A 23,663-nucleotide genomic window follows, 5' to 3' on the forward strand; every position below is an offset into this window, starting at 1 on the left:
CGATACTCTATGGACGTGATGGATTTTGACGACCCACGCTTGACGGCCATTGGACTTCTGGCGGAGGCGCACACCGGGCTGATGGCCAGGCTCCAGCCGGCGCTCAGCGCCGCGAGGCTGTCGGAGGTCGATTTCGAGACCGTCATCAGGCTGGCCCGCTCGCCGGGGCAGCGACTGCGGATGAGCGATCTGGCCGCGCAGACCGAGTTGTCGACGAGCGGGGTGACCAGGGTCGTCGACCGGCTCGAGCGGGAAGGGCTGGTGGCCAGGGCGGCGTGCTCCAGTGACCGGCGGGCCTCCTACGCCGTGCTCACCGACGCCGGGCGGACGCGGCTGGAGTCCGTGCTGCCGCAGCACCTGAAGGACATCGAAGAGTGGTTCACCGGCCTGCTGGCCGAGGGCGAGCTGGAGGTGTTCCTGACCACGCTGAGAAAGATCAGGGACGTCGTACGGCCATGCGCCACGGCCGGCGCGCATGACACGTACGAGACAGAAGACGCATAAACCCTCTCAGGAGGTACGGCGCCCCAGCGCGTTCCTGAGCTTGGCCATGGCCCGCGACACCGTGCTCTTGACCGTGCCCACGCTGATCCCCAGCGTCCTGGCGATCTCCGGCTCCGTCATGTCCTCGTAGTACCGCAGCACGATCGCCGCCCTCATCCGCTCCGGCAGCTCGTCCAGGGCCTGCTCCAGCTGCTCGTGAACATCCCCGTGCGGCGCCTCCGAAGAGGTGCACGTCTCGGGCAGCTCGTCCGACGGGTACTCCTCCAGCTTGCGCCGCCGCCACTGCGAGATGTTGATGTTCACCATGGCCCGCCGCACATAGCCGTCGAGCGCCCCCCGGTCCTCGATCCGGTTCCAGGCCAGGTACGTCTTGGTCAGCGCGTTCTGCAGCAGGTCCTCCGCGTCCAGCGGATGCCCGGTGAGCTGATGGGCGGCGCGCAGCAGGGCGGGACCGCGCGCCCTCACGTACTCGCGGAACTCGTCTTCCCACCCGGTGGTCTGCATCGTCGCCAGAATCGCAGCCTGATGCCCTATTAAGCCTGAACCAGAATTCAGGTTTCGGTCTGCCAACGATAAAGGTCGGTCAAGGTCGGTGGCGGTTTGTTCGTCGCCGGATGTCAACTCACTTCCCCGGGGATGCGTATTTTGCTCCCGTCTGCGCCGGTACGGTGTGAGCCACCCCCAAGTCGTGTGAATCTAGTACCCGACGAGGGAGGGGCCGATGGGGTATCCGAGCGTTGATCGCCGCAGAGTGCTCGCCGCGGCCGCGCTCGGCCGCGAGTCCGGAGTCCCCGGCCCCGATCCGGACGACGGAGAGCCCATCCGGGCGGTCGCCGGAGAGATCATGGACATCAGCCCGCACCTGATCATCATCGAGACCCCCGCGGGCGCCGAGGAGCGGCTCGTGATCGCCCCCTGGGCCACCGCCTGGCACGGGCAGGACGTCGCGCCCGCCGACCTCGCCGCGGGCTCCATGGTCACGATGCGGACCCGCGCCGGACGCGTCGTCGAGCGGATCTGGGCCGACACCACCCGCATCACCGGGACGATCCAGTCGATCAGCGGACGCAGGGACCTGACGGTCGAGCTGGACTGCGGCCCGCACCGCGGCCATCGGACGATCACCATCCCCTACCGGGCGTCGGGGCGGCTGCAGGTGCGGCATCCCATGTTCGAGCCCGGGTACCTGTTCGACGCGATCGGCATCAGGCAGCACGGGGCGAGCCTGGCCCTGCTGCCGGCAACCTCGCAGCCGCCCTATCCGGCCCGCGCCGTGCCCGCCCCGCCGCCCGCCTACGCCGGGCTGCAGTCCCGCATCTCGGGTCCCGCCACCTGGTCGGACACGTTCGACCAGGAAGAGCGCGGCGCCGCGTACCCGATGCTGGAGCGGCAGGACACCGGCTGCCCGGAGGCCGGGGTGTCGTGCACCGGTCTGCCGTACCTCGCGGTGGGGTCGTTGCTGCAGGTCAGGAACTTGTGCTCACAGCGGAACGCCAACGTGGCCGTGGTGGCGTGCGGATGCGTGGCCGGGCGTTTCTGCGACCGCTGCGTCGAATGTGACACCTCGCCGCGCGGGAGGATCGTGGAACTGTCGCCGTTCTCCTACGTGGAGCTCGGCGGCGACTTGGTCAAAGGGTGCTTCAACGCTCAGATCGGATTGGGGTGACACGGGCGTGCTCGGATCGCAGCTGCCGCTTCTGATCGTGCTGCTTCTCGCGGGCATGGTGGCCAAGGTGAGCACCGTGCGCTCCGGAGGTGAGCCCGGCGCGCTGTCCAGGCTGGGGCCCGCGGTCCTCGTGCCGGGCCGCATGCAGGCCGCCGCGCTGCTGATCTGCGCGGGCGGCGAACTGGTGCTGGCCGTGGGGCTGCTGGTCACCACGCATCCGATCTTCCGGTGGGGTACCGTCGCCTTCTTCGCCCTGTCCACGTACGTGCTGCTGGAGCTGCGCAGGCGGCGGCCGGACGCGGGCTGCGGCTGCTTCGGCGAGGTGAGCGCCGCACCGGTCGGACTGCGCTCGATCGGCAGGACACTCGCGCTGACCGGAATGGCGGGGTTGTCAGTATGGGCGCCGGTGCCGGGCTGGCTGGCCGTGACGCACCCGTCCTGGCTGACGGCCGCGGGGGTCGTCGTGCTCGCGGTCCTCTCCCCCGAGATCGAGGAGCTGATCGACCGCGTACGGTTCCGCGCCCCCTGCGAGCAACGCCGGGGCCCCGCCGAGTCGGCCACCCTCGCGCGCCTCAAGGCGAGCGGCACGTGGCGGGCCCACGAGGGCGAGCTCAGCTCGGCCGAGCCGTACGACACCTGGCGGGAGCTGTGCTGGCGCTTCTTCGCCTTCCAGAACCATGACCAGGACGACGTCGTCTTCGCCGTCTACCTCAGCGGCCGGCGCCCGGCGGTGCGGATGGCCGTGGTCAGCAGCGAGGGCAGCGGATCTCTGCCGGAATATACGCCAGTATCGGCCTGACGCTATAGAGCGTTAGATTCCGCTCGACAGGCATGGCGATATTGCTCTATCGGGCTGTCTAGCTTCCCCACTAGACAGCCCAATAGAGGTCTAGGGGCGCCGCTCAGACCGGCTGAGCGCGCAGGAACTTCCCGAAGTGCGGCACCGTGAACGCGATCAGGCCGCGCTCGGCGCTGTAGATGAGCCCTTTCTTGATGAGGCTGTCACGGGCGGGCGAGAGGCTGGACGGCTTTCGCCCGAGGGCGTCGGCCACCTCCGCGGTGGCGACCGGCTCGTCGCCGATCTGGGCCATGGCGTGCATGTAGTCGCGCTCCGCCGGGGTGGCCCGCTCGTAGCGGCTGCCGAAGAACCCGACTGCGAGCTCCTCCTCGGCCTCCGGCGCGGAGACCTTGACGTCGTCGAGGGTGATCGGACTGCGCGGGGCGAGGTCCCAGGCGACCTTGCCGTACGCCTGCACGAAGTAGGGATAGCCGTCGGCCGCCTCGTAGAGGGCGTCGAGGGCCTCCTGGGTGAACTCCACCTCTTCCTCGCGCGCCGGAAGGATCAGCGCGAGATCGGCCGCCTCCCGGTCCAGCTTGTCGATGCGCGCGTAGCGGAAGAGCCGTTCGGAATAGCTCTTGCTGGCCGACAGCACGCTCGGCAGGTGCGGCAGCCCGGCGCCCACGACGATCAGCGGCCCGCCCGACTGTGACAGCTCGTGACAGGCGGCGCAGAGCGCGGAGACGTCGGCGGGCTGCACGTCCTGCATCTCGTCGATGAACAGGGCGATGCCCACCGCCAGGTCGGTGGCCACGCCCGCCGCGTCGACGAAAAGCTCGGTGAGGTCGATCTCCAGGTCGCCGGAGTCGGCGCGCCCGCGGCTGGCGGGCACCTCGATGCCGGGCGACCAGTGCGAGGCGCCCTTGGCCGCCGCCGGATCGCGCATGGCGAACGCCTTCAGCACCCCCAGGAACTCCTCGATGCGCTCGGGAGCGCGGTGGCGTGGGGCCAGCTCGCGGATGGCCATGTGCAGCGCGGCCGCCACGGGACGCCTGATCGACTGGTCGGGCCGGGCCTCGATCTTGCCCGTGCCCCACAGCCGCTGCATGGCCATGGACTTGAACGTGTTGAGCAGGACGGTCTTGCCGACGCCCCGCAGGCCGGTGACGACCATGCTGCGCTCGGGACGGCCACGGGCCACCCGCTCCAGCACGACCTCGAACTGCTGCAGCTCACGGTCGCGCCCGGCGAGCTCCGGCGGACGTTGCCCGGCGCCGGGGGCGTAGGGGTTTCGCACAGGGTCCACGCTCTCGGACTTTATTGCCGGATATAGCGGCCGTCTTAGATTTGGGAAGAAAGTGCTACGGCGTGTCCGAGCGCGGGCGGGCGCGAGCACCGTCATCGGACACACCCCCTCTCACCAGGCCGAACCCTTGTTCGATTGCGATACCTAGAACTGTAGCGCGGACTCGAACACCTATGCGATGGTTTCGAGTAAAGATCTTCGCAACAGGGCCAGGAGTGTCGCGCGACCCGGCGTTGCGGAGTTCGAGGAGCCCGTCCACTCGCGCGGCGCGATGGCGCCGAACTTGGCAGCCGTCCCACCGGCGCAATAGCGTTCGGAACCATGCGGACCTTCGCGAATGTTCAGGAACTCAAGGCGGCCGTCGGCGAGAAGTTCGGCCCGACAGAGTGGCGCACCGTCACCCAGGAACAGGTCAACCTCTTCGCCGACGCCACGGACGACCACCAGTGGATCCACGTTGATGTGGAGCGGGCCAAGGAGGGGCCGTTCGGGGGCACGATCGCCCACGGCTACCTGAGCCTGTCGCTGCTGCCGTCGTTCATGGACGAGATAGTCGAGGTCGAGGGCATCTCGATGGGGATCAACTACGGCCTCAACAAGGTCCGCTTCCCCAGGCCGATCCCCGTCGGCGCCCGGATCAGGGCCGTGGGCGAGCTGCTCGACGTCAAGGGCACGCCGGCCGGCTACCTGTCCAACCTGAAGATGTCGATCGAGGTGGAGGGCGAGAAGCGGCCGGCCTGCATCGCCGAGACGCTCAGCCTGTACGTCCCCGCCGAATAATTAGGTTTCACGTGCAACAGTAACGCGCCCTCATCGATCCCTGGGTTCGTGGAAGACTTCGACGAGTTCGTCCGAGCCCGGGGCGACGCGCTCCTCCGGTACGGCTACGTGCTGTCCGGTGATTCCGAGGACGCGGCCGATCTCGTACAGGAGGCGCTGGCCCGCCTCGGCGACGCCTGGTCCCGCGTGCGCAACAAGGACGACCCCGAGGGGTACGTTCGCACGACCATGGTCAGGCTGCACATCAAGTCGTGGCGCAGGCGGCGCAGGGAGAACCTGGTCGCCGACGTCCCGGAGCACGGCGAGCCCGACCGGTACGGCGACGCCGACCTGTGGTCCGAACTCCAGGGGTTGCCCCGCAAGCAGCGGGCCGTACTCGTGCTGCGTTACTACGAGGACCTGTCGGACCAGGAGATCGCCGACATCCTCGGCATCTCCCGTGGAACCGTACGCAGCCAGGCGGCCCGTGCCCTGGACAAGCTCCGCATCAAGCGAGTGCTGCAGGAGGCACGATGAGAGGCGAACAGGACCTGATCCGGACCCTGCGGACGGCCGCGGACCGGGTGGAGCGGCTCGATCTCGTGGCGGGAGTGGCCGCGCGGCGGCGCGTACGCCGTACCAGGCAGCGGATGCGGGTGCTGCTCGCGGCGGCTGCGGTGGTGGCGGTGGCGGGCGGGACGACGGCGGCGCTGTCCGGCGAGAACCAGAGGGCACAACCGGCCGTGACGCCTTCGGCGCCGCGGTACACGTCCGCCGCCGCGCTGTGGCCGAACGCCGTCGCCAAAGTGCCGGCGAGAACCGCCGAGGGGTGGAAGATCCACCCGGTGACCGCGCTGAGCGCCACCGAGGTGCTGATGCTCGCGCCCGCACAGGCCCTGGGCCAGCCCTCGCGGCTGGAGGTCTACGACATGGCGCGCAAGACGACTCGCGTGCTCGGCCAGGTCCCCGGGATCAAGAAGATGACCGCCCCGGCGGGCCTGGCGGTGGGCTCTCGGTACTTCGCCTGGTACGGCCCCAGGTTCGGCAAGCCCACGCACTTCTGGATCATGCCGCGCTCGGGCGGCACGGCCGTGCATGTCGCGCAGACCACCGCGAACGTGGACAGCGTCGGCCTCACGGAGGACTCCCTCGTCTGGTCGCTCCAGGACAGTGGCGGCGTCTACCGGGTTCCGCTGACCGGCGGAGCTCCGTCGCGGCTGACCGGCAGCGACGGGCTCCACCTGATCGCCTGGCCCTGGGCGGCCGGCTACGACAGCGATGCGCCGACCAGAAACCACAACCGGATTGTCAATCTGGAAACCAGACAGTCCTTCGACGTGCGAGTGCCGAAGAAGGCCCGGCTCACGCAGTGCACGTCCCAGTGGTGCACCGGTGAGCTGAAGGGCCGAATGTTCGTGCAGCGCGCGGACGGGGCCGGGCGGAAGATCCTGCCGGCCGAGCTGAAGCCGTATTCGCCGCGCCTGCTGGTGGGAGACCGGTATGCGCTCGCCTGGCTGGGCGAGGACAGGGCCCCACTCGACGTGCTGTACGACATGTCCACCGGGGCGATGGCAGGGCTCGGCGAGCGACTTCCCGGCACGCAGGTCACGCCCGTGACGGACGGCCTCCTGACATCTGCCCCCTCCACGACCCTCTTCTGGAATCAGGACGCGCCACCGCGCGAGAGCGGGAAGTCACCCTGGGACGCCAAGGAGTGGACCGTCCTGAACCTCCTTGCCGTCAGACGATGATCGCCACGACCGCCACGACGGCGATGAGCCCGAGGTAGGCCAGGACGAGCCGGGTGTCCCTGAGCAGGCACTTGCTCCGGGTCAGCCCGGCTCGCCGCGCCTTCCAGTAACCGGCGAACCCCAACGCCGCGAACCCCAGCACCGCCCACGGCCCGAGCAGCCAGGCCAGCAGCGCGACGGTCGCGTACACGCACAACCGGAGCGGATCGTACGGCGGGCCGCCGGTGGCCGGAGTGGATCGTGGCGCCGTCACGACGCCACCACCGACAGCCGCTGCCTGGAGAGCTGCGGCCAGGCCTGCACGGCGCAGAACGGCGCGCACTGGTCCTGTTCGGCCCGCGTCCCCACGTGCACGCAGCACTGCGTGAGCCGCTCCTCGATCATGGTCGAGATGTCCATGAACGGCTTGACCGTGATGCGCACCACCCGCTCCCCCAGCATCCTGCGCAGCTTCTTCCGCCTGACCGTCAGGGCGAGCAGGGTGGACATGCCGAGGTCGCAGTTCTCGCAGATGGTCCGCCACACGTCGCCGATCTGGGGATGCGACAGCGACGACTGCTCCGACAGCAGGCCGAGCAGGGACTCCTGTACGGCCAGGCGCAGCTCGCGCGGGAGCTCGGTGTCGGCGATGCGGTTGGAGACCAGGCCGAGGTTCTCCTTGAGCCGGTCGTGCCCGATCAGCGCCGTGAGCGAGCGCCACCTGCTGGAGTCGTCGCGGAGGAGGTAGCCGACCGAGCAGCAGTGCGGGTGGGAGCAGGGCAGGGCGGTCAGGTCGCGCCAGGTCACCAGGCCTTCGGTCTGGGGGCCGAGGCGCTTGAGCACGCCGGTGTGGGTGAGCCTGTCCATGGGGTCGATGGCAGCCGATCTGCCCGACGCGAACTGGGGCTGGATCGACACTCCTCCGACGTACGGGGTGTCGAGGGCGAGCCGTACGACCTCGCCGATCTCACCGTCGTTGACCCCCAGCGCGACGGTCATGACCAGCGTCGTGAAGATCTCACGCTCGGACAGCCTGCTGATCGCCTCGGCCTTGATACGGGTGAGGTCGCCTCCTCGGTGGTGCTTCGAGGCCTCGGCCGACGGGCCGTCGTACTGGAGGTAGATCTCCACTCGCTCCCTGTGCTCCGTGAGGAGGTCGAGGAGGGAGTCGTCCCTGGCTATGAGCACGCCGTTGGTATTGATCAGGATGCGGGTGATCGGCCGTGCTTCGAGCTCGGTGAGGAGGGCCTTGAGCTCGGGGTGGAGCGTGGGCTCGCCGCCGCTCAGCATGAGGACGTCGAGCTTGCCGTTCTCCCTTTCGAGGCGCTGGTCGACGTTCGCGAGGACGTCGCGTACGGGGACGATGCCGGTCAGGTCAGGGGAGCTGTCGGCGAAGCAGGTGGGGCAGCGTAGGTTGCAGGCTTCGGCGATGTCCTCCAGGAGGATGCAGGTGTGCTGGGTCTGCATCTCGGGGAGGCCGTGGAGGTAGGCGGAGGGAATCGGACGGAAGTTCCCGGAAATATCGGGTACGTGCTGCTTCGTCGGGGCGGTCCACTCTTCGAGATATTTCAGAATTTCTGGGTCTTCGTCGTACAACGTGCTGATCAGGCCGTGCTCGCGGCAGCCGCGCTCCAACCACACCTTGCCGTCGCGCTCGGCCAGATAGCCGCTCAGCCGTTCGACCTTGTCGAGGTCCTGGCCGTGGCAGTGCGGGCAGAACGCGTTGACGTACCTGTGGATGCGGTCGCCCCGCAGACCCATGCCTGCGCTCATGTCATGACCTTTCGCTCGAAAAGGGGATCGTAGTAGCCGCGCCGCCAGCCGTACCCGAGCCTGAGGGCGAGCAGCAGCAGGCTCGGGATCAGGAACCACTGGGGCCTGGTCAGGTCGAGCCAGACCGTCTCGTTCGCCCTGGTGAACTCGACGAGGAAGCGGAAGGCGGCGTACGCGGCCAGGTAGAGCGTGAACAGCTCGCCCGGCTGGGTCAGCCGCTTGCGCGCCCACAGGAGCGCGGCGAACGCCGCCAGCTGGAAGATGATCTCGTAGACGAACGACGGGTGCATGGCCTGGCCGGTGAGGCAGCCGGGGCACTCGGGGGTGGTCGGGGGCGCGTGCACTCCCCACGGCAGATCGGTCGGCCTGCCCGGCGCCTCCGTCAGGTGGCAGCCGATCCGGCCGACCGCCATGCCGAGCGCCACGGCCGGGGCGAACAGGTCGCCGGTCCGCTCCTTGTAGCCGATGATCCTCTTGGCTATCAGCACGCCCACGTACGCGCCGGTCAGGCCGCCGAGGATGCTGCGGGAGCCGTACAGCCAGAGGTCCTGCGGGTCGAGCGTCTCGAGCCAGCCCGCCAGCCGCATCCCGATCGCTCCCCCGACCAGGGCGCCGGCGACCGCCGTCAGCGACTGCTCGTTGAGCGCGCCTCTCGTCCTCGCCTCCCGTACGAAGACGACGGAGGCCACGAGCACGCCGAGACCGACGAAGATCTCGTGGTAGGGCATGTCAGCCATACAGACCCGGGTTGAGCCCTGTGCAGTAGCCGGCGGACACGATGGACCAGAGTGCCCACCCGATCATGAGGCCGAGGCCGATGCCCTTGGTCCACGGCTGCCTGCGTACGAAGAGCAGGCCGCTGCCCGCGCCGAGGCCGATGAGGGCGAGCAGGACCGTGCCGGTGATCAGATAAGGGGTGGAGCCGGCGCCCTCGGAGAACGCGGTGATGAACACGAGGAAGCCGATGACGACGTTGAGGACGCTGTAGATGGCCAGGCCGGCGAAGATCAACGCGATCAGCACGCCGGTGGAAGTGCCCGTGGACGGAGGCGGCGGGCCGTAGGGCGGCTGGCCGTACTGGGGCTGCTGGCCGTGCTGGGGCGGCATCTGAGGCGGTGGGCCTTGGGATGGTGGGCCCTGAGGCGGCGGCATCTCAGACAGCGGCACCTGAGGCGGCGGCACTTGAGATGGCGGCATCTGAGGTCGCGGCATCTGAGATGGCGGCACCCAACCCGGCTGCCCCGCCTGCCCTTCAGACGAGCCTTCCTGAGGCGGTGTGGGCTCTTCTGGCGGCGGGGGCGGCGGTGTGCTCACAACGCCCAGACTAAGCCTCCAGGCCCCTTTCGCCCGAGTAGTAAATCGCCGCCTGCACCCGGCTCTTCAACCCCAGCTTGTTCAGCACCCGACTGACATGCGTCTTCGTGGTGGCCTCCGCCATATCCAGCTCTCTGGCGATTTCAGCGTTGGACAGCCCTCTCCCGATGCACGCCAGCACCTCCCGTTCCCGGGGCGTCAAGCTCCCTGGATCGGCCGCAGGCTCCCTGCGCGGCTCCTGACCGGCGAAGGCCGAGATCAATTTCCGGGTGACCCCGGGAGAGATCAGCCCGTCGCCGCGCGCCACCAACCGCACGGCCTCGACCAGCGAGTCGGCGTCCGTGTTCTTCAACAAGAATCCGGCGGCTCCCGCCCGGAGCGCTCCGAAAACATATTCATCGAGGTCGAACGTGGTGAGGATCAGCACATCACTGATGCCCGCCAGCTCCCGGGTGGCGGAGATGCCGTCGAGCCGTGGCATGCGTACATCCATCAACACCACGTCGGGTCGCATCTCCCGGGCCATGGCCACGGCCTGCTCTCCATCCCCGGCCTCGCCGACCACCTCGACATCGCGGACGCCGTCCAGAATCAGCACGATCCCCGCGCGGACAGCCGCATGATCGTCAGCCACCAACACCTTGATGGTCATCACCTCACGCCTCCTCCGCCCGTACTTCCAGAACGGATGGGACGGGTTCCCCATGAGAACCCGCACCGAATCGGAACAGCACGGCCAGTTCGTCGACAGCGGGTGAACCTTGATCGTCGACAAGGGGGAGGGCTGCCTCCACCCGCCACACATCGCCCTCCCCCGACAACCCAGCCTCGAAAGAACCGCCGACCAGCAAGGCCCGCTCCCGCATCCCGATCACCCCGGCCCCGGCACCGGGCAACCGCTCCCCACGCCGGCCGACCGCGTTCTCGACACTCACCAGGACCCGCCCCGCCTCGTACGAGATGAGGGCCTGAACAGGCGAGCCGCCATGCTTGAGCGCGTTGGTGAGAGCCTCCTGCACGATCCGGTATCCGGCCAGATCAACAGGGGCCGGCAGTTCCCGAACCTCCCCCTGAACCCGCAATCCGACGACCAACCCGGCCCGCGCCACCCTCTCCACCAGTGTTCCCGCATCGGCCAGCCGCGGCCGAGTGGCTTCCGCGAAATCGTCCCCGTCCTGACGCAGCAGCCCGATCATGGCTCGCATCTCGGCCAGCCCCTTCACGCTGTTCTCCCGTACGGACTCCATGACTCTCCGGACCGTGGCCGAATCCAGGTCCTTACGGGAAAGCGCGGCGGTGGACTGAATGGCGATGGCGCTGAAATGGTTGGCGATCATGTCGTGCAACTCCCGCGCCATCCGCGTGCGCTCGGCCGCGACCGCCGCCTGCCGATCGAGCTCGGCCAGATGAGCCACCTGCTCGGCGCGTACCCGCTCGGCCGCCGCCCGATCCCGCTGCTCCCGCAGCACGATCGCGGTGGTGACAGGAGTGACCAGCACCAGCCCCGCCTGCACTCCCATGACGGCGAGCATCCACCAGTTCTCGGCCAGGAACACGGCCACGGCCCCGGCCCCCACCGCGAGCGCAGCGGCGATGAAGAGCAACCACCGGGCGAACCGCGCCGGCCCGTAAAGCGCGGCGGCGTAAAGGTTGTCAGTGAAAACCAGGACCGTCGCCAAGGACGGCCCCACGACGGCGTCGATGGCGACCGCGACAACCCCCAGCGCCAGCGAGGCCAGCGGCACCCGCTGCCGCACCAGGATCCCGGCACAGGAGATCGCCAGCGGCACACACAGGACCCAGGTGGGCACCCCACGTTCCAGAGCCGTCCCGCCCGCGATGAGCACCACGCCCACCGCGAAGGCGGCCCCGGCTCCCAGCGCCTCCTGCTTCATGCCCCCCATCTCACCACCCCGCGCGGCCACTTCCCTCCTGCGAGGGACCGGCCTGTGGATACACCCTTCGATGTATCCACAGGCCACCGGCTCCGGACCCGCCACGCCCTGCGCTCTCCCTCACACCAGCACCCACATCCTCCGCCGACTCCACATCCGACCTGCCCAGGACGCCCCTGACCGCTGGTACCCGGACCTTCGGCCACGCGGGCGAGGGGCGGATGAGCCCATGATTGGCTTATCTGGGTCGAGGCACTCCCCAGAACCCGCTATGCTTGCTTACGCAGCGAGCGGCCGTAGCTCAATGGATAGAGCATCTGACTACGGATCAGAAGGTTGGGGTTTCGAGTACCTCCGGCCGCGCACAGCACGAAAGGCCCGCCACCAGAGAGAGTCTGGGAGCGGGCCTTAGTGTTTGCCAGGACAATCTCAGGATCTTGCTAACACCTTTGCCAACAGGGTGACTCCGCTGTTCGCCGGGGACTTCGCCCGTACCCTGAGCATGTTCGCGCCCCGTGACCAGCGCACATCGGGGACGCGCGTCGGGCGACCCCCAGCACGTCATCGAACTCCTCGTCGATGATGTCGACATCGGCAAGTCCGCACCGACGTCCCAGTCGAGCGACGGAGCCGCCGTCGCACGAGACGAAAGCTGACAGCCATGAAGTACGTGATCCTGATCCACTCCAATCCGCAGCCGTGGGGGCACCCCACCAGCGACTACCTTGCTGCCCACCAGGAGCTGCCCGACGACGTGCGCAAGCGGCTGAACGCCGAGTTCGAGCAGGTGATGTCCGACCTGCAGGCCAACGGCGAACTGGTCGGCGGAGAGGCGCTCGGCGATCCCGCGGCCGCACGACTGTACCGGTGGCAGGACGGCTCCCCGCTGACGAGCGACGGCCCATACTCGGAGGCCAAGGAGCATCTAGCCGGGTTCTTCCTCATCGATGTCGAGAGCCAGGCCCGCGCGGAAGAGGTCGCCGCGAAGTTCGCCGGCCCAGGAGAGACGGTGGAGCTGCGGCCGACGATGTGGCCAGGCGGCGACGACCAATAGCGATCGCACGCAGATCGTATGGTGCAACGGATACTCGCGGACGTGTGGCGTCGGGAGGCGCCACACGTCCTCGGCGCGCTTCTGCGCAGGTACGGCGACCTCGCCGACTGCGAGGACGCGGCCCAGGAAGCTGCGGAGGCCGCTACCTCTCAGTGGCCCGTCGGCGGGGTTCCCGACAATCCGAGGGCGTGGCTGATCCGGGTCGCGTCGCGGCGCCTGATCGACCGGGCCCGGGCCGACTCGGCCCGGGCCCGCCGCGAGGCGCTGGACGTGGCACAACGGCCGGATGACGTCGGCGTGGCGCCTGGAGCGGACGAGGCTCCCGGCACCGAGGTCGACGACACGCTCCGCTTGCTCTTCCTGTGCTGTCATCCTGCGCTGAGCAGGCCGTCGCAGGTGTCGCTCAGCCTGCGGGCGGTGGCCGGGTTGAGCGTGGAGCAGATCGCGGCCGCGTACCTGGTGCCGGTCCGCACAATGACCCAGCGCCTCAGCCGCGCCCGCGCGACGCTGCGTGGCGCGGGCGCACGGTTCGCGATGCCGTCGGACGAGGAACTGCCGGCCCGGGTCGCAGCCGTGCTCGACGTCTGCCACCTGGTGTTCACCGAGGGCTACACGCGCACCTCCGGCGAGACCCTGGTCGACGTCGAGCTCGCCGAGGAGGCGATCCGGCTCACCCGTCAGGTGCACGCCGCACTGCCCGACCATGACGAGGTGACCGGCGCGTTGGCACTGATGCTGCTCACGCACGCACGGCTGCCGGCGCGGACCGACTCTGCCGGTGATCTGGTGCCGCTGGCCGAGCAGGACCGCTCCCGCTGGCGGCGCGATCTGATCGCCGAGGGCGTCGCACTGCTGGAGCAGACGCTGCCGCGGGGGCACGTCGGCCGTTACCAGATCCAGGCGGCGATCGCCGCGGTCCACGCGGAGGCATCGACCTACCAGGCCACCGATTGGATGCAGATCAGCGTTCTGTACGACATGCTGAGCCGGGTTGCTCCCGCCCCGACTGTGACGCTCAACCATGCCGTCGCGGTTGCCATGGCCCACGACCCGGCGATCGGCTTGGCCCTGCTCGATCCGCTGCTGACCGATCCCGCGATGCAGCGGCATCACCGGCTGTACGCCGTACGCGCCCATCTGCTGGAGCTGAGCGGCGATGTGGAGGCCGCGGCCGAACATTACCGGCGGGCCGCCCAGCTGACGACGAGCCTGCCGGAGCAGCGCTACCTCAACCGGCGACTGCGCCGGCTGGAACGCTAGGGCACCAGAGGACCTCTAACCGCCTCCGCCGGCCTGGCCGAGGCACAGGAGCAGCGCGCCGGACTGGCCACCGGCATCAGCGGCGGACTGCTGTCCACGCCGCTCCTGCCGGCCGCCGTCGCCGCCTCCGATGGCCTGCGCACCGCCGGCCTGATCGACGGCGAGCGGCGCGGCACCTGGGTCTACTACCGGATCCTCCCCGAGGCGGTGAGCAAGCTCGGCGCCCTGTTCACCCCGCTGTCCGAGCCCGTCTCCGCGTGATCTCAGCGGCGGGCGAACGATCGCTACCGTGGGCCGTAAGCCTCCGAAGCCGGCCGGCACGCCGGTGATGACGCCGGCCGGAACTGGGTTCTGCGGCGCGGGCTGGTTCGGCATGGCCCTGGCCCGGGCGCTCGCCGGATGAGCCGGGCCGCAACGGCGGGGGCCAGGTGCAGCCGGGTGTGGCTCAACCGCGTCGAGGTCGAGCACCGACTGGTCGGCGTCTTCGCCCTGGGCGCCGTGCCCGCTGCCGCGGTGGGGGCGTGGCTGTTCGCCACAGCACCGCTGCCCGCCCTCACCCGTGCCATCGGCGTCTTCCTGCTGGTCATAGTCGTGTGGCGGCGCCGGCGACCCCACTCGGCGCGGCTCGACTACGCTGCGTTCGCCGCCGTCGGCGCCGCCTCCGGCTTCGGCTCGGCTCTGGTCGGCTCGGTCGGGCCCATGGTCGCACCGTTCTTCCTGGCCCGTGGCCTGGTCCGCGGCGCGCCCCCAGCACCGGGACAAGGTCTGGGCCATGATCCCCGACCCGACCACCACCGTCACCAGCAGTGCGGTGCCGATGAACTCGGCCAGCAACCGGCGCTTCACCCGCCCGCCTCGGCAGCCGCCTCTGCGGGTACCGGATCGCCCAACGCCTTGAACGCCCGCGCCAATCCCGCCGCCTGAGGCAGGGACACCCCATGATGAACGGCAGATGGCCAGCCGGACGGACCGCTCGTCAGCGCCCCACCGCTGTGCTGCGCCGTTCGATCAGCAGAACGTCGCGCCAGACGCCGTGGTGGCGTCCGACACGCTCGCGGGTGCCGACCACCCGAAAGCCCAGCGCCTGGTGCAGCGACAGGCTGGCGGCGTTCTCCGGGAAGACGCCGGACTGGATGGTCCAGACGCCGCAGGCCTCGGCGGCGGCAATGAACGCGGTCAGCAGAGCGCGCCCGATGCCGTGCGCCTGGCAGCCGGGGTGAACGTAGACGCTGCGCTCCACGACTCCGGCGTAGACGGGCCTGGTGGGGACCGGTGAGGCGGCGATCCAGCCGACGACCTCGCCGGTCTCGGCGTCGGCGGCCACGTAGCGCAGATGCGGCAGCTTGCCGGCGGTGAAATCCTCCCAGCTAGGCGCCGTGGTCTCGAAGCTGGCCTGCCCGGTGTCGAGCCCCGCCTGGTAGATCGCCAGGCGTGCATCCTCCGGCGGAAATCTGCGTGGGCGAATTCGAGGGGCATCGCAACACAGTGATCAGTTAATGACTGGGGGCAGCGTAGCAAGACGCTCGGCTGGCGTTTCGGGAAGCCGCCCGACCACCTGGCCCTCGGAGTCCAGCACCTTGATCACCGGCTGGTCGTCGCCATCGATCTCCAGCACAATCCTCGGGCGTCCTCGCGAGTCGCTGAGCACCAGGAAAGCTCCTTCCGCAGTGCTGTAGCCGAGCTGGACGCGAGGCGGCATGGCGGGCACTTGGTCGATCGGGAGCGCCGGATCAGGCATGTGCTTCATCTCCAGCAGCGCCGCGCCGTGGACGCCCTCCCAGCGGGTGGCCATCGTGATCGCCTGCGCGTTGGTGTAGTCGAGCGAGAGGCTGGCCCCGACAGAGGAGGCAACGATTCCGCCCTTCTCGTTGCCGTCCCCATCATTGAAGATCAGATAGGTGCCTTCGGGCCCCTGGCGTTGGTCGGCGGGGTACGTCCTGCCCCCAATGATCACCGGAGGTTTGCTCGAGCTCGCCAGGAAACGCTGCCGGCCTCGGCGGTCGACTACCCGGAACGACTCCCGGGCCTGCTCACCGGAGGACTCCGCTCGGGCGGGTGCGCTGCCCGCCATCACGGTCGCGCCACTCGCCAACAGGGCGGCCGCCGTTCCGATCGCAGCCCGCCGGTCACACTGCTCCATCTCCCGTTTCCCTTCTCGTTGGAGGGCAACCAGTGGATCATGTGCTCGCTGCTGTGTCCCTGCGGCGAGCAGGAGGAACACGGGTCGGGACAGCCTCCCTGTGCTGATAGGGCCATCCATAGGTCGTACGACGTCACTCGTGGAGAGAGCCCCTACCCACCATGCCCAGCGCCGCTCTCGTCCACGCCGAGCCGCTCGCGGGTGTGGATGGGCAGGTCGGTGCATGGATGGGTTCAGGTGTCCATTTCATAGCTCATAGCGGTACCACCGCCGCGGGTTCCCATCCTCGTGCAGCCACAGCGTCCCGTCTCTGCCGATCTTCCCCCGGGCCCAGCCGGTCGGGTGCCGGCCCTCCGGTAGCAGCAGGCGCTCACGGTTCGCCTTGGTGACGGCTCCGCCCTGACGGCGGGCTCTGCGGATCTCCCAGCGGAAGCCGCCGCCCGCTCGCCGCTGGTCGAGGAAAGCAAGTTCAGCGCCGGAGACGGCAAGGCCGCGGCATCCCGTGACGGGGTTCGGTGTGACGCTCCGGACGCCGTCAGCGTCGATCTCGATCAGCGGGAAGTCGGTGTAGGGGTACGCGTGGACCAGATCAGAGCCGACATTGAGCGCATAGCAGTCGCACCAGACGACGTCAGGAGTGTAGGACGGCGCCATCCAGGGCGGGCCTCCGTCGCTGTCCCAGCGCGCCAGACCGATCATCAACCCGTAGGAGCGAGTGCCGTCCTGGTTGGGGAACCAGTAGTTCGACTCGTCGAAGTAGCTGATCCAGATGCTGCCCCGAGCATCCGTCATGAGCTGCTCGATGCCGTCACCGACGTAGAAAGCCGACCGAGTCTGCCCGTCTCCGTCGATCACCCGGACGTTGTCGGTGAGGTGGAGTTCCCCCTCGGGCACCGGCTCCCAGTGGCGCTCACGGTCGACGCCCACAGGCTCACAGCGGGCGGCGGCCAGCACGATGCCCTCGCCGAGGGTGTCGATGCGGTTGAACCACAGGCCGAGATCCGTCAGTGGGATCTCGCGGATCTCGGCTCCGTCGCAGATGACGGCGATCGCGTCGTAGCGCGGGGGCGGCCAGAGCTCGGAGAAGCCGGGGATGGGGGTGAAGTCTTGGCCGGGGTCGGCGACCAGGGCGACGAGTCGGCCACGGTGGTCGATGGTCGAGGTCAGGACCTCATGACGGGCGTAGCGGTCGGGAAGGGTCGCGTGCAGCGCGAGCCGGCGGTCAGCGACCATGCGCCTTTCTCGTTGTCATCCATTCATGATCGCATACAAGGCAGCGCCGAGATCCACTCGCGAGATACTCGTCGCGGTCATGCTCCTGCCATGTGACTCGTCCGTAAGCTGAGGGTGTGTCCCCCGCACTGGTCCTGCTCGACGGCGTCCACTGGCGGGGTGTGCGCGTGGTCGGCGATCGCGCGCAGACCCTGCTGGCCGTGCTCGCCATGCATGGGCGTGCAGGGGTCAGTGACGAGCGCCTGGTCGAGGAGTTGTGGCCGGACGAAGCGCCCGCCAATCCGACGAAGGCGCTGCAGGTGGTCGTCTCGCGGACCAGGGCGGCGACCTGCGCCGACGTCGCGGTGCGGATCCCGCATGGTTATCGGCTCGGGCTGCCCGCTGGTCAGGTGGACGCGCTGCTGCTCGGCGCGCTGGTGGAGCAGGCGCGGGCCGCACTGGGCGAGGACGACATGGTGCTCGCGCGTCACCGCGCCGAAGAGGCCATGGGGCTCGTGGCCGGGGGCTTGGACGGCGCCACGGGCGCACTCGCCGAGCTGAGGGGCCTCGCAGCGGAGTGGGCGGCCGAGGCGCGACGTGTGGCGGCGATCGCGCGGGGCCGGAGCGGCGCTCACGAGAGCGCGCTGCCGCTGCTGGAGGAGGCCGCGGCCGATCGGCCGCACGACGAGGAGCTGCTCGCCTGCCTGCTGCGCAGCGAGGCCGCCGTACGAGGTGCCGCCGCCGCTCTGGAGCGCTATGAGCGGTATCGCGCCCGCCTGGCCGCGCGGCTCGGCACCGAACCAGGGCCTGAGCTCGCCCGCGTGTACGCCGAACTCCTCGTCGCGGATCGGCCGGTGCGTGAGGGCATCCTGTTCGACGGTTCCTCGCTGCTCGGCCGCGACGGCGACATCCGTGCGGTGCACGCCCTGTTGCAGACCAACCGGGTGGTCTCCATCATCGGCCCTGGCGGCCTGGGCAAGACGCGGCTGGGTCATGTCATCGGCAGGAACGCCGCGCAGCCTGTCGCTCACTTCATCGAGCTCGTCGGAGTGTCCTCCCCGGAGGGCGTGGTGAGCGAGGTGGGCTCGGCGCTCGGGGTTCGGGACTCGGTCAGCGGGCGTCGTGCCCTGACCGCCGAGCAGCGCTCCGACGTACGCGCCCGGATCGCCCAGCATCTCGACCAGGCTCCGGCGCTGCTGATCCTGGACAACTGCGAGCAAGTGATCGAGGCCGTCGCCGACCTGGTGGCGTTCCTGACCGTGACGACCCGCGACCTGCGGGTGCTCATCACCTCGCGCGCCCCCTTGTCGATCCCCGCCGAACGGGTCTACCTGCTCGGCGAGCTGCCCACAGGCGACGCGGTGGAGTTGTTCCGCCAGCGCGCCACGGCCGCCCGCCCGGGGGTGCGGATCGACGAGGGAGCGGTCGAGGAGATCGTCGCCCGCCTCGACGGGCTGCCGCTCGCGATCGAGCTGGCCGCGGCCAAGGTGCGGGTGATGTCAGTGGAGGAGATCGCGCGGCGCCTGGCGGACCGGTTCGCCCTGCTGCGCGGCGGGAACCGGACGGCTCCCGACCGGCACCAGACGCTGCTCGCGGTCATCGACTGGTCGTGGAATCTCCTGGACGAGCCGGAACGGCAGGCGTTGCGGTGGTTGTCGCTGTTCGGCGACGGTTTCACGCTGACCGCGGCCGAGCACGTACTCGGCCCGGACGCCCTGCACGCCGTGGACGCGCTGACCGAGCAGTCGATGCTGAGCGTCCGCGAGACGACGTACGGCCTCCGCTACCGGATGCTGGAGACCGTCAGGGAATTCGGGCGGATGCGGCTGAGGGAGGCCGGCGAGGAGGCGCCCGCTCGGGCGGCGCAGCGGGACTGGGCGACGGCATACGTCCTCGAACACGGCACCCAGCTGTTCAGCCCGGCGCAGTTCGCGGCGGCCGACGCGTTGCACGCCGAGGAGAGCAACCTCGCCGATCTGCTCCGCCAGGCTCTCGGCGAGCCCGATCCCGTCACGACGGTCCAGTTGCTGGCGGGCGTCGGCGCGCTGTGGTTGATCCGCGGCGACCACGCCCGGGTCTTCGTGCACCGGCACGCGATCGCCCAGGCGACCACCGGCTGGGTGCCGCCGCCGCATCTCGTCGAGGTGACCAGGGCCGCCATGCTGGTCACCCTCATGAACATCATGATCGTCAACGACCGCAGCGTCGATCCGCTGCGGGACCTCCTCCGTATGCTCCCCACCAGTGACGCGACGGATTCCCGCGTAGCGGCGATGGCCACGGTGGCGCTCGCGTGCGACGCGGACGAGGGCGAGCTGCGCCGCCGGCTGGCGGAGCTGTGCCGCAGCGCCGACCATGACGTGGCCTTGGCCGCGATGCGGATGAGCGTCCACGTCTTGGAGAACGAGGGAGACGCGGCCGGTGCGATCGAGGCCGCCGAGCGGACCCTGACGATGCTCCGCGAGGACGAGGGACCGTGGTTCGCCGCGATCATGCACGCTGTGCTGGCCCATCTGGTCATGCAGCTCGGCGACCGCCGTCGGGCGGTCGGACACGCGCGGACCGCCATCCCGGTGCTGAGCCGGCTCGGCGCCATCGACGACGAGACCCAGCTCCGTGCGGTCCTGCTGATCGCCGCACTCGCCGACGGCGACCTCGACACCGCGGAGACCGAGCTCGCCGAGATCACCCGGATCAACGACGATGAGGCGGTGCTCGGCGGCGTGGCGATCGTCTCGTTGTGCGCGGCCGAGCTCGCCCTCGCCCGCGGCGAGACGGCCGCCGCACTCGCGGAGTACCGCCTGGCCGTCCAGCGGGCGCGCGACCTGCGCCTGCCCGGGGTGCCGCGCACGGAGTTCACGCCGTGGACGATCATCGCGGAGTCGGTCACCCTGACGGCCTACGCGTACCACGCCCCGCCGGAAGACGTCCGGTACGGCGCGGAGCTGTTCTCCACCGCCCGGGGCTACGACCTGCTGACCTGGGGTAACCCCATCCTGGACTACCCCATGTGCGGCTCGATGCTCTTCGCGCTCGGCGCCTGGGGACTGCTACGGAGAGCCATGGCCCCCCGCGACGCGATCGGGCTGCTGGTGCTGGCCGAGCGGTTCGCGTACAACAGGACCATGCCCAGCATGGCCTTCGAGCGGATCGAGCCGTACGCGGAGCGGGCCGCGCCAGGCATGATCGCCGCCCTGCGGACCGAGTACGGCGATCGACGCGGCCCAGACCTGCTGGACGAGGCGCGCAGTCTCATCGAGCAGGTCTCCGGCCGTGACGGGCAGAGGTCACATGTGCCGCTTGTAGCTGCGTACCGACAGCGGCGCGAAGATCGCGATGACTATCAGGCATGCCAGGAGCGTCCAGGCCACCTCTCCGCTGACGAGGGCGCTGTTGGCGAGGTCGCGGGCGGCCGTGACCAGGTGTGAGACCGGGTTGATCCGTACGAACGCGGCCAGCCAGCCGGGCAGGGTCTCGACGGGGACGAACGCGTTCGACAGGAACGTCAGCGGAAACAAGATCATCATGGAGATGCCCTGCACGGCCTGGGCACTCCGGGCGATCGTGCCGACCCAGGTGAAGACCCACGCCAGCGACCAGCCCGTGAAGATCGCCAGCAGGATCGCGGCGAGCACGCCGCCCGCTCCGCCGCCCGGGCGGTAGCCCATCACCAGGCCCATGCCGAAGGTCAGAGTAGCCGCGATCGTGTAGCGCACCAGGTCGGCCACCATCGGGCCGGCGAGCGGCGCGATCCGGGCGATCGGCAACGACTTGAACCGGTCGAAAACGCCCTTCTCCATGTCCTCGCGCAGTTGCGTGCCCGTGGCCATGCACGTCGTCAACACGGTCTGGGCGAGGATTCCGGGGATCATCAGGGGAAGGTAGCTCTCCACGTCGCCGGCGATGGCGCCGCCGAAGATGAAGGCGAACATCGCGGTGAACAGAATGGGCTGCAGCGCCACGTCGAAGAACTGCTCCGGGTTACGACGCATCTTCTTGAGCGCCCGCCACGCCATCGTCAGGGTCTGGCCGAGCGTCTCCCCCATGGAGACGCGCCGCCTGGCGGCCGCCACGCGGTCGGCGGCCCGGACCGCCTCGCGGGCGGGTGCGATCACGGTGCTCATCGGTTCTCCTCCTTGCCGGTCTCGGCGTCCCCGTCCGTCTTGTTCTTGTCCGTCTCGTGGCCGGTGAGGGCGAGGAACACCTCGTCCAGGCTGGGCTTGGCCACGCTCACCGAGGAGATCGACACCCCGGCGTTGCGCAGCGCGATCAGTACGTCGGCGGCCAGGTCGGCCTGGTCGAGGGCGACGTTGAGGCGGCCCTGCTCTGGACTGAGTACCGGGTCGGAGCCGAGGACGCGCCGCACGACCTCCACGGCGGCGGGCACCTCGCCCGGCTCGGCGAGCAGCAACTGGAGGGCGGAGTTGCCGACCGCGCTCTTCAGCTCGTCGGGGGTGCCCTCGGCGACTTTGCGGCCGTGGTCGATGACGGCGACGCGATCGGCGAGCTGGTCGGCCTCGTCCAGATATTGCGTGGTCAGCAGCACCGTGCAGCCGTCGGCGACCAGACCGCGGATGGTTTCCCACATCTGGCCGCGCGTGCGCGGGTCGAGACCGGTGGTCGGCTCGTCGAGGAAGATCAGCGGCGGCCTGGTGATCAGGCTGGCCGCCAGGTCGAGGCGCCGGCGCATGCCGCCGGAGAACTGCGCGATCGGTTTGTAGGCGGCCTCCTCCAGGCCGAACTGGCCCAGCAGCTCGCCGGCGATGCGCCGGGCACGCGGCCCGGCGATGCCCTGCAGGCGGCCGAAGAGCCAGAGGTTCTCGCGGGCAGTCAGGTTCTCGTCGACCGACGCGTACTGTCCGGTGACGCCGACCAGCTGGCGGATCACGTGCGGGTTGCCGGCCACGTCGACCCCGAAGATCTCGGCACGGCCCGCGTCGATCGTCAACAGGGTGGCCAGCATCCGTAGTGTGGTGGTCTTGCCGGCGCCGTTCGGGCCGAGGACGCCGAAGATCTCACCGGGGCGTACGTGCAGGTCGATCCCGTCGACGGCACGGTGCTCGCCGAACGTCTTCACCAGCCCTTCCGCACGTACGGCCAGATCTGCGCCCCCGTCGGGGGCCGGGCCGCCCCCGGTACGTCCGAGTTCTGTGATGCTCATGGCTTCACTCTCGGCGGTGCCGGTTTCACGGCGCCCTCGGCCGAGTTTCACCGGTTGCCCCGGCGAGAACCGACACCGCGGATTCAGGCCAGCTCGGCCCAGGGGGTCGGTGGGGTTGAGGCGAAGAAGCGGAGCAGGCCCAGGAGTCGGCTGGCTGGAGGGGCGGTCCAGTGGCGTTCGCCCGGGTGCGGGACGGGATCCGCCAGACGTCCGAGTGCCCAGGTGAGGTGGAACCACAAGACGCGGGCTTCCCAGCTCGTCGGGGTTTCCTCGCCGGTTTCCTGCCGGTAGCCGTCGAGCATGGCCGGGATGCCGGTCAGGGGCACCTTGGCGAAGTCGACAGCAGGGTCGGCCCATTGGGCATCGCCCCAGTCCACGATCCCGTTGAGCCGGCCTGTTTCCGGGGAGACCAGGAGGTTCTGCGGAGCGAGATCGCCGTGCACCAGGACCAAGGGCGGATCCGCAGGCAGGTGCGCCGAGAGCCGGTCGAACCAGCCGGTGAGCCAGCGGGCGGCCTCGGTGTCGATCCAGCCCGCCACGAGAAGGTGGTCGGTGAGTGCCCAGGGGTCTGCGGTGCCGTCCTCCACGGGGACGGCACGAAGGTCAGGTGCGGTGGCCGGGGTCAGCCGGTGCAGTTCGGCCAGTTCCCGCCCCACCTGGCGGAAGACGCGGCCGGCGGTGGCGGAAGGCAGGTCGAGGCTTGTGAGATCTACCCCGGGTGCTCGGGCGAGCAGCATGTACGGCACGTCCACCACCGAACAGCTGTCATCGAAGGCGACGACTTCCGGCGTCCGCACGCCTGCGCGCAGGGCGGCGGGGATGACTTCAGCCTCCTTGACCAGGTCGGGGAGGAACTGCTTGGTCCGTGGGATGCGCAGGACCAGGTCGTCTCCGAGAAGGAAGACGTGGTTGGCCACTCCCTGCGGGAGGGGCCGCACCTGATCGGCGGTGATCCCGTGCAGGCCGGCGATGGCGGCCAATGTCTCGTCGTTCGTCTCGTACTCCAGCATGGTCGAGCATGCTGACACGGACGTCCGGGACCCGTCTCGCCCTTTTTCCACCGGTTGCGGCCTGGCCGGACGACTGTCATGCCCGCCAGTCTCACAAGATC

General features: G+C 69.6%; 24 protein-coding genes, 1 tRNA gene and 1 pseudogene. 12 read left to right on the plus strand and 14 right to left on the minus strand.

Going from position 1 to position 23,663, the window contains the following annotated elements; translation table 11 throughout:
- The first annotated feature begins 18 nt into the window (after positions 1 to 18).
- On the plus strand, positions 19 to 504 hold the full coding sequence (locus ABD830_RS40175; protein WP_345002226.1) for a MarR family winged helix-turn-helix transcriptional regulator: 486 nt from the start codon (positions 19 to 21) through the stop codon (positions 502 to 504).
- Positions 505 to 510: 6 nt separating this feature from the next.
- Here ABD830_RS40175 and ABD830_RS40180 read toward each other — a convergent pair whose 3' ends face one another.
- Positions 511 to 1,008, minus strand: coding sequence for a SigE family RNA polymerase sigma factor (locus tag ABD830_RS40180; RefSeq protein ID WP_344999265.1), 498 nt, complete (start codon positions 1,006 to 1,008; stop codon positions 511 to 513).
- Positions 1,009 to 1,225: 217 nt separating this feature from the next.
- On the opposite strand from ABD830_RS40180, the gene ABD830_RS40185 reads away from it, so the two are divergent.
- Complete coding sequence (locus tag ABD830_RS40185; RefSeq protein ID WP_344999267.1) at positions 1,226 to 2,170, plus strand: hypothetical protein; 945 nt, start codon at positions 1,226 to 1,228, stop codon at positions 2,168 to 2,170.
- A gap of 7 nt (positions 2,171 to 2,177) precedes the next feature.
- Positions 2,178 to 2,969, plus strand: coding sequence for a MauE/DoxX family redox-associated membrane protein (locus ABD830_RS40190; protein ID WP_344999269.1), 792 nt, complete (start codon positions 2,178 to 2,180; stop codon positions 2,967 to 2,969).
- Positions 2,970 to 3,072: 103 nt separating this feature from the next.
- Here the strand turns inward: ABD830_RS40190 and ABD830_RS40195 are convergent, their stop codons facing one another.
- Positions 3,073 to 4,254 (minus strand): AAA family ATPase, encoded by a 1,182-nt coding sequence (locus tag ABD830_RS40195; RefSeq protein ID WP_344999271.1) that lies wholly within the window; start codon positions 4,252 to 4,254, stop codon positions 3,073 to 3,075.
- A gap of 321 nt (positions 4,255 to 4,575) precedes the next feature.
- Between ABD830_RS40195 and ABD830_RS40200 the strand changes: the two genes are divergently transcribed.
- From ABD830_RS40200 to ABD830_RS40210, 3 genes are read left to right on the plus strand one after another with little or no spacing between them, the layout of a single operon-like run.
- Entirely contained in the window at positions 4,576 to 5,034 is a 459-nt protein-coding gene (locus tag ABD830_RS40200; RefSeq protein ID WP_344999272.1) for a MaoC family dehydratase, read from the plus strand.
- A 48-nt stretch (positions 5,035 to 5,082) separates the two neighbouring features.
- The gene (locus ABD830_RS40205; protein ID WP_344999274.1) at positions 5,083 to 5,550 is read left to right on the plus strand and encodes a SigE family RNA polymerase sigma factor; all 468 of its coding nucleotides are present in this window, start codon (positions 5,083 to 5,085) and stop codon (positions 5,548 to 5,550) included.
- On the plus strand, positions 5,547 to 6,764 hold the full coding sequence (locus tag ABD830_RS40210; RefSeq protein WP_344999276.1) for a hypothetical protein: 1,218 nt from the start codon (positions 5,547 to 5,549) through the stop codon (positions 6,762 to 6,764). Before ABD830_RS40205 ends, ABD830_RS40210 begins: the two co-directional genes overlap by 4 nt.
- Here the strand turns inward: ABD830_RS40210 and ABD830_RS40215 are convergent.
- The 6 genes from ABD830_RS40215 to ABD830_RS40240 all read right to left on the minus strand — a co-directional run bounded on the left by ABD830_RS40215 (position 6,754) and on the right by ABD830_RS40240 (position 11,734).
- Positions 6,754 to 7,017, minus strand: coding sequence for a hypothetical protein (locus ABD830_RS40215; RefSeq protein WP_344999278.1), 264 nt, complete (start codon positions 7,015 to 7,017; stop codon positions 6,754 to 6,756). The two genes, ABD830_RS40210 and ABD830_RS40215, sit on opposite strands and share 11 nt — an antisense overlap.
- Positions 7,014 to 8,516, minus strand: a complete 1,503-nt coding sequence (locus ABD830_RS40220; RefSeq protein WP_344999280.1) for a radical SAM protein — start codon at positions 8,514 to 8,516, stop codon at positions 7,014 to 7,016. The genes ABD830_RS40215 and ABD830_RS40220 overlap by 4 nt, the downstream gene beginning before the upstream one ends.
- Positions 8,513 to 9,253 carry a prolipoprotein diacylglyceryl transferase gene (locus ABD830_RS40225; protein ID WP_344999282.1) on the minus strand — a complete coding sequence of 247 codons (741 nt, stop codon included), beginning with the start codon at positions 9,251 to 9,253 and terminating at the stop codon, positions 8,513 to 8,515. Before ABD830_RS40225 ends, ABD830_RS40220 begins: the two co-directional genes overlap by 4 nt.
- Positions 9,246 to 9,623 (minus strand): hypothetical protein, encoded by a 378-nt coding sequence (locus ABD830_RS40230; RefSeq protein ID WP_344999284.1) that lies wholly within the window; start codon positions 9,621 to 9,623, stop codon positions 9,246 to 9,248. The genes ABD830_RS40225 and ABD830_RS40230 overlap by 8 nt, the downstream gene beginning before the upstream one ends.
- Before the next feature lie 217 nt (positions 9,624 to 9,840).
- A complete protein-coding gene (locus ABD830_RS40235; protein ID WP_344999286.1) occupies positions 9,841 to 10,482 on the minus strand; it encodes a response regulator in 642 nt (213 codons plus the stop codon).
- Between the two features lie 4 nt (positions 10,483 to 10,486).
- Positions 10,487 to 11,734, minus strand: a complete 1,248-nt coding sequence (locus ABD830_RS40240; protein ID WP_344999288.1) for a sensor histidine kinase — start codon at positions 11,732 to 11,734, stop codon at positions 10,487 to 10,489.
- 281 nt (positions 11,735 to 12,015) lie between these two features.
- On the opposite strand from ABD830_RS40240, the gene ABD830_RS40245 reads away from it, so the two are divergent.
- From ABD830_RS40245 to ABD830_RS40270, 5 genes are all read left to right on the plus strand, one after another.
- Positions 12,016 to 12,088: transfer RNA gene (locus ABD830_RS40245), tRNA-Arg, on the plus strand.
- A 152-nt stretch (positions 12,089 to 12,240) separates the two neighbouring features.
- Positions 12,241 to 12,381, plus strand: coding sequence for a hypothetical protein (locus ABD830_RS40250; protein WP_344999290.1), 141 nt, complete (start codon positions 12,241 to 12,243; stop codon positions 12,379 to 12,381).
- A 5-nt stretch (positions 12,382 to 12,386) separates the two neighbouring features.
- Complete coding sequence (locus tag ABD830_RS40255; RefSeq protein WP_344999292.1) at positions 12,387 to 12,779, plus strand: YciI family protein; 393 nt, start codon at positions 12,387 to 12,389, stop codon at positions 12,777 to 12,779.
- Between the two features lie 42 nt (positions 12,780 to 12,821).
- On the plus strand, positions 12,822 to 14,039 hold the full coding sequence (locus tag ABD830_RS40260) for an RNA polymerase sigma factor (protein WP_344999294.1): 1,218 nt from the start codon (positions 12,822 to 12,824) through the stop codon (positions 14,037 to 14,039).
- 399 nt (positions 14,040 to 14,438) lie between these two features.
- Positions 14,439 to 14,963, plus strand: a complete 525-nt coding sequence (locus ABD830_RS40270) for a TSUP family transporter (protein WP_344999296.1) — start codon at positions 14,439 to 14,441, stop codon at positions 14,961 to 14,963.
- A 52-nt stretch (positions 14,964 to 15,015) separates the two neighbouring features.
- On the opposite strand, the gene ABD830_RS40275 is transcribed toward ABD830_RS40270, so the two are convergent.
- The 3 genes from ABD830_RS40275 to ABD830_RS40285 all read right to left on the minus strand — a co-directional run bounded on the left by ABD830_RS40275 (position 15,016) and on the right by ABD830_RS40285 (position 17,412).
- Positions 15,016 to 15,525 carry a GNAT family N-acetyltransferase gene (locus tag ABD830_RS40275; RefSeq protein WP_345002227.1) on the minus strand — a complete coding sequence of 170 codons (510 nt, stop codon included), beginning with the start codon at positions 15,523 to 15,525 and terminating at the stop codon, positions 15,016 to 15,018.
- 3 nt (positions 15,526 to 15,528) lie between these two features.
- Complete coding sequence (locus ABD830_RS40280; protein ID WP_344999298.1) at positions 15,529 to 16,179, minus strand: hypothetical protein; 651 nt, start codon at positions 16,177 to 16,179, stop codon at positions 15,529 to 15,531.
- A 246-nt stretch (positions 16,180 to 16,425) separates the two neighbouring features.
- Positions 16,426 to 17,412: a hypothetical protein gene (locus tag ABD830_RS40285; protein WP_344999300.1), complete on the minus strand. Its 987-nt coding sequence runs from the start codon at positions 17,410 to 17,412 to the stop codon at positions 16,426 to 16,428.
- Between the two features lie 209 nt (positions 17,413 to 17,621).
- Between ABD830_RS40285 and ABD830_RS40290 the strand changes: the two are divergent.
- Positions 17,622 to 18,638, plus strand: a pseudogene (locus ABD830_RS40290) (AfsR/SARP family transcriptional regulator); the annotation flags it as partial.
- A gap of 2,040 nt (positions 18,639 to 20,678) precedes the next feature.
- Here ABD830_RS40290 and ABD830_RS40295 read toward each other — a convergent pair.
- The 3 genes from ABD830_RS40295 to ABD830_RS40305 form a co-directional block, all read right to left on the minus strand.
- Positions 20,679 to 21,515, minus strand: a complete 837-nt coding sequence (locus ABD830_RS40295; protein WP_344999302.1) for an ABC transporter permease — start codon at positions 21,513 to 21,515, stop codon at positions 20,679 to 20,681.
- Positions 21,512 to 22,552: an ATP-binding cassette domain-containing protein gene (locus ABD830_RS40300; protein ID WP_344999304.1), complete on the minus strand. Its 1,041-nt coding sequence runs from the start codon at positions 22,550 to 22,552 to the stop codon at positions 21,512 to 21,514. Before ABD830_RS40300 ends, ABD830_RS40295 begins: the two co-directional genes overlap by 4 nt.
- Before the next feature lie 83 nt (positions 22,553 to 22,635).
- Positions 22,636 to 23,562 (minus strand): phosphotransferase family protein, encoded by a 927-nt coding sequence (locus ABD830_RS40305; RefSeq protein WP_344999306.1) that lies wholly within the window; start codon positions 23,560 to 23,562, stop codon positions 22,636 to 22,638.
- Positions 23,563 to 23,663 lie beyond the last annotated feature (101 nt).

Source organism: Nonomuraea helvata (assembly GCF_039535785.1).
Lineage (GTDB): Bacteria > Actinomycetota > Actinomycetes > Streptosporangiales > Streptosporangiaceae > Nonomuraea > Nonomuraea helvata.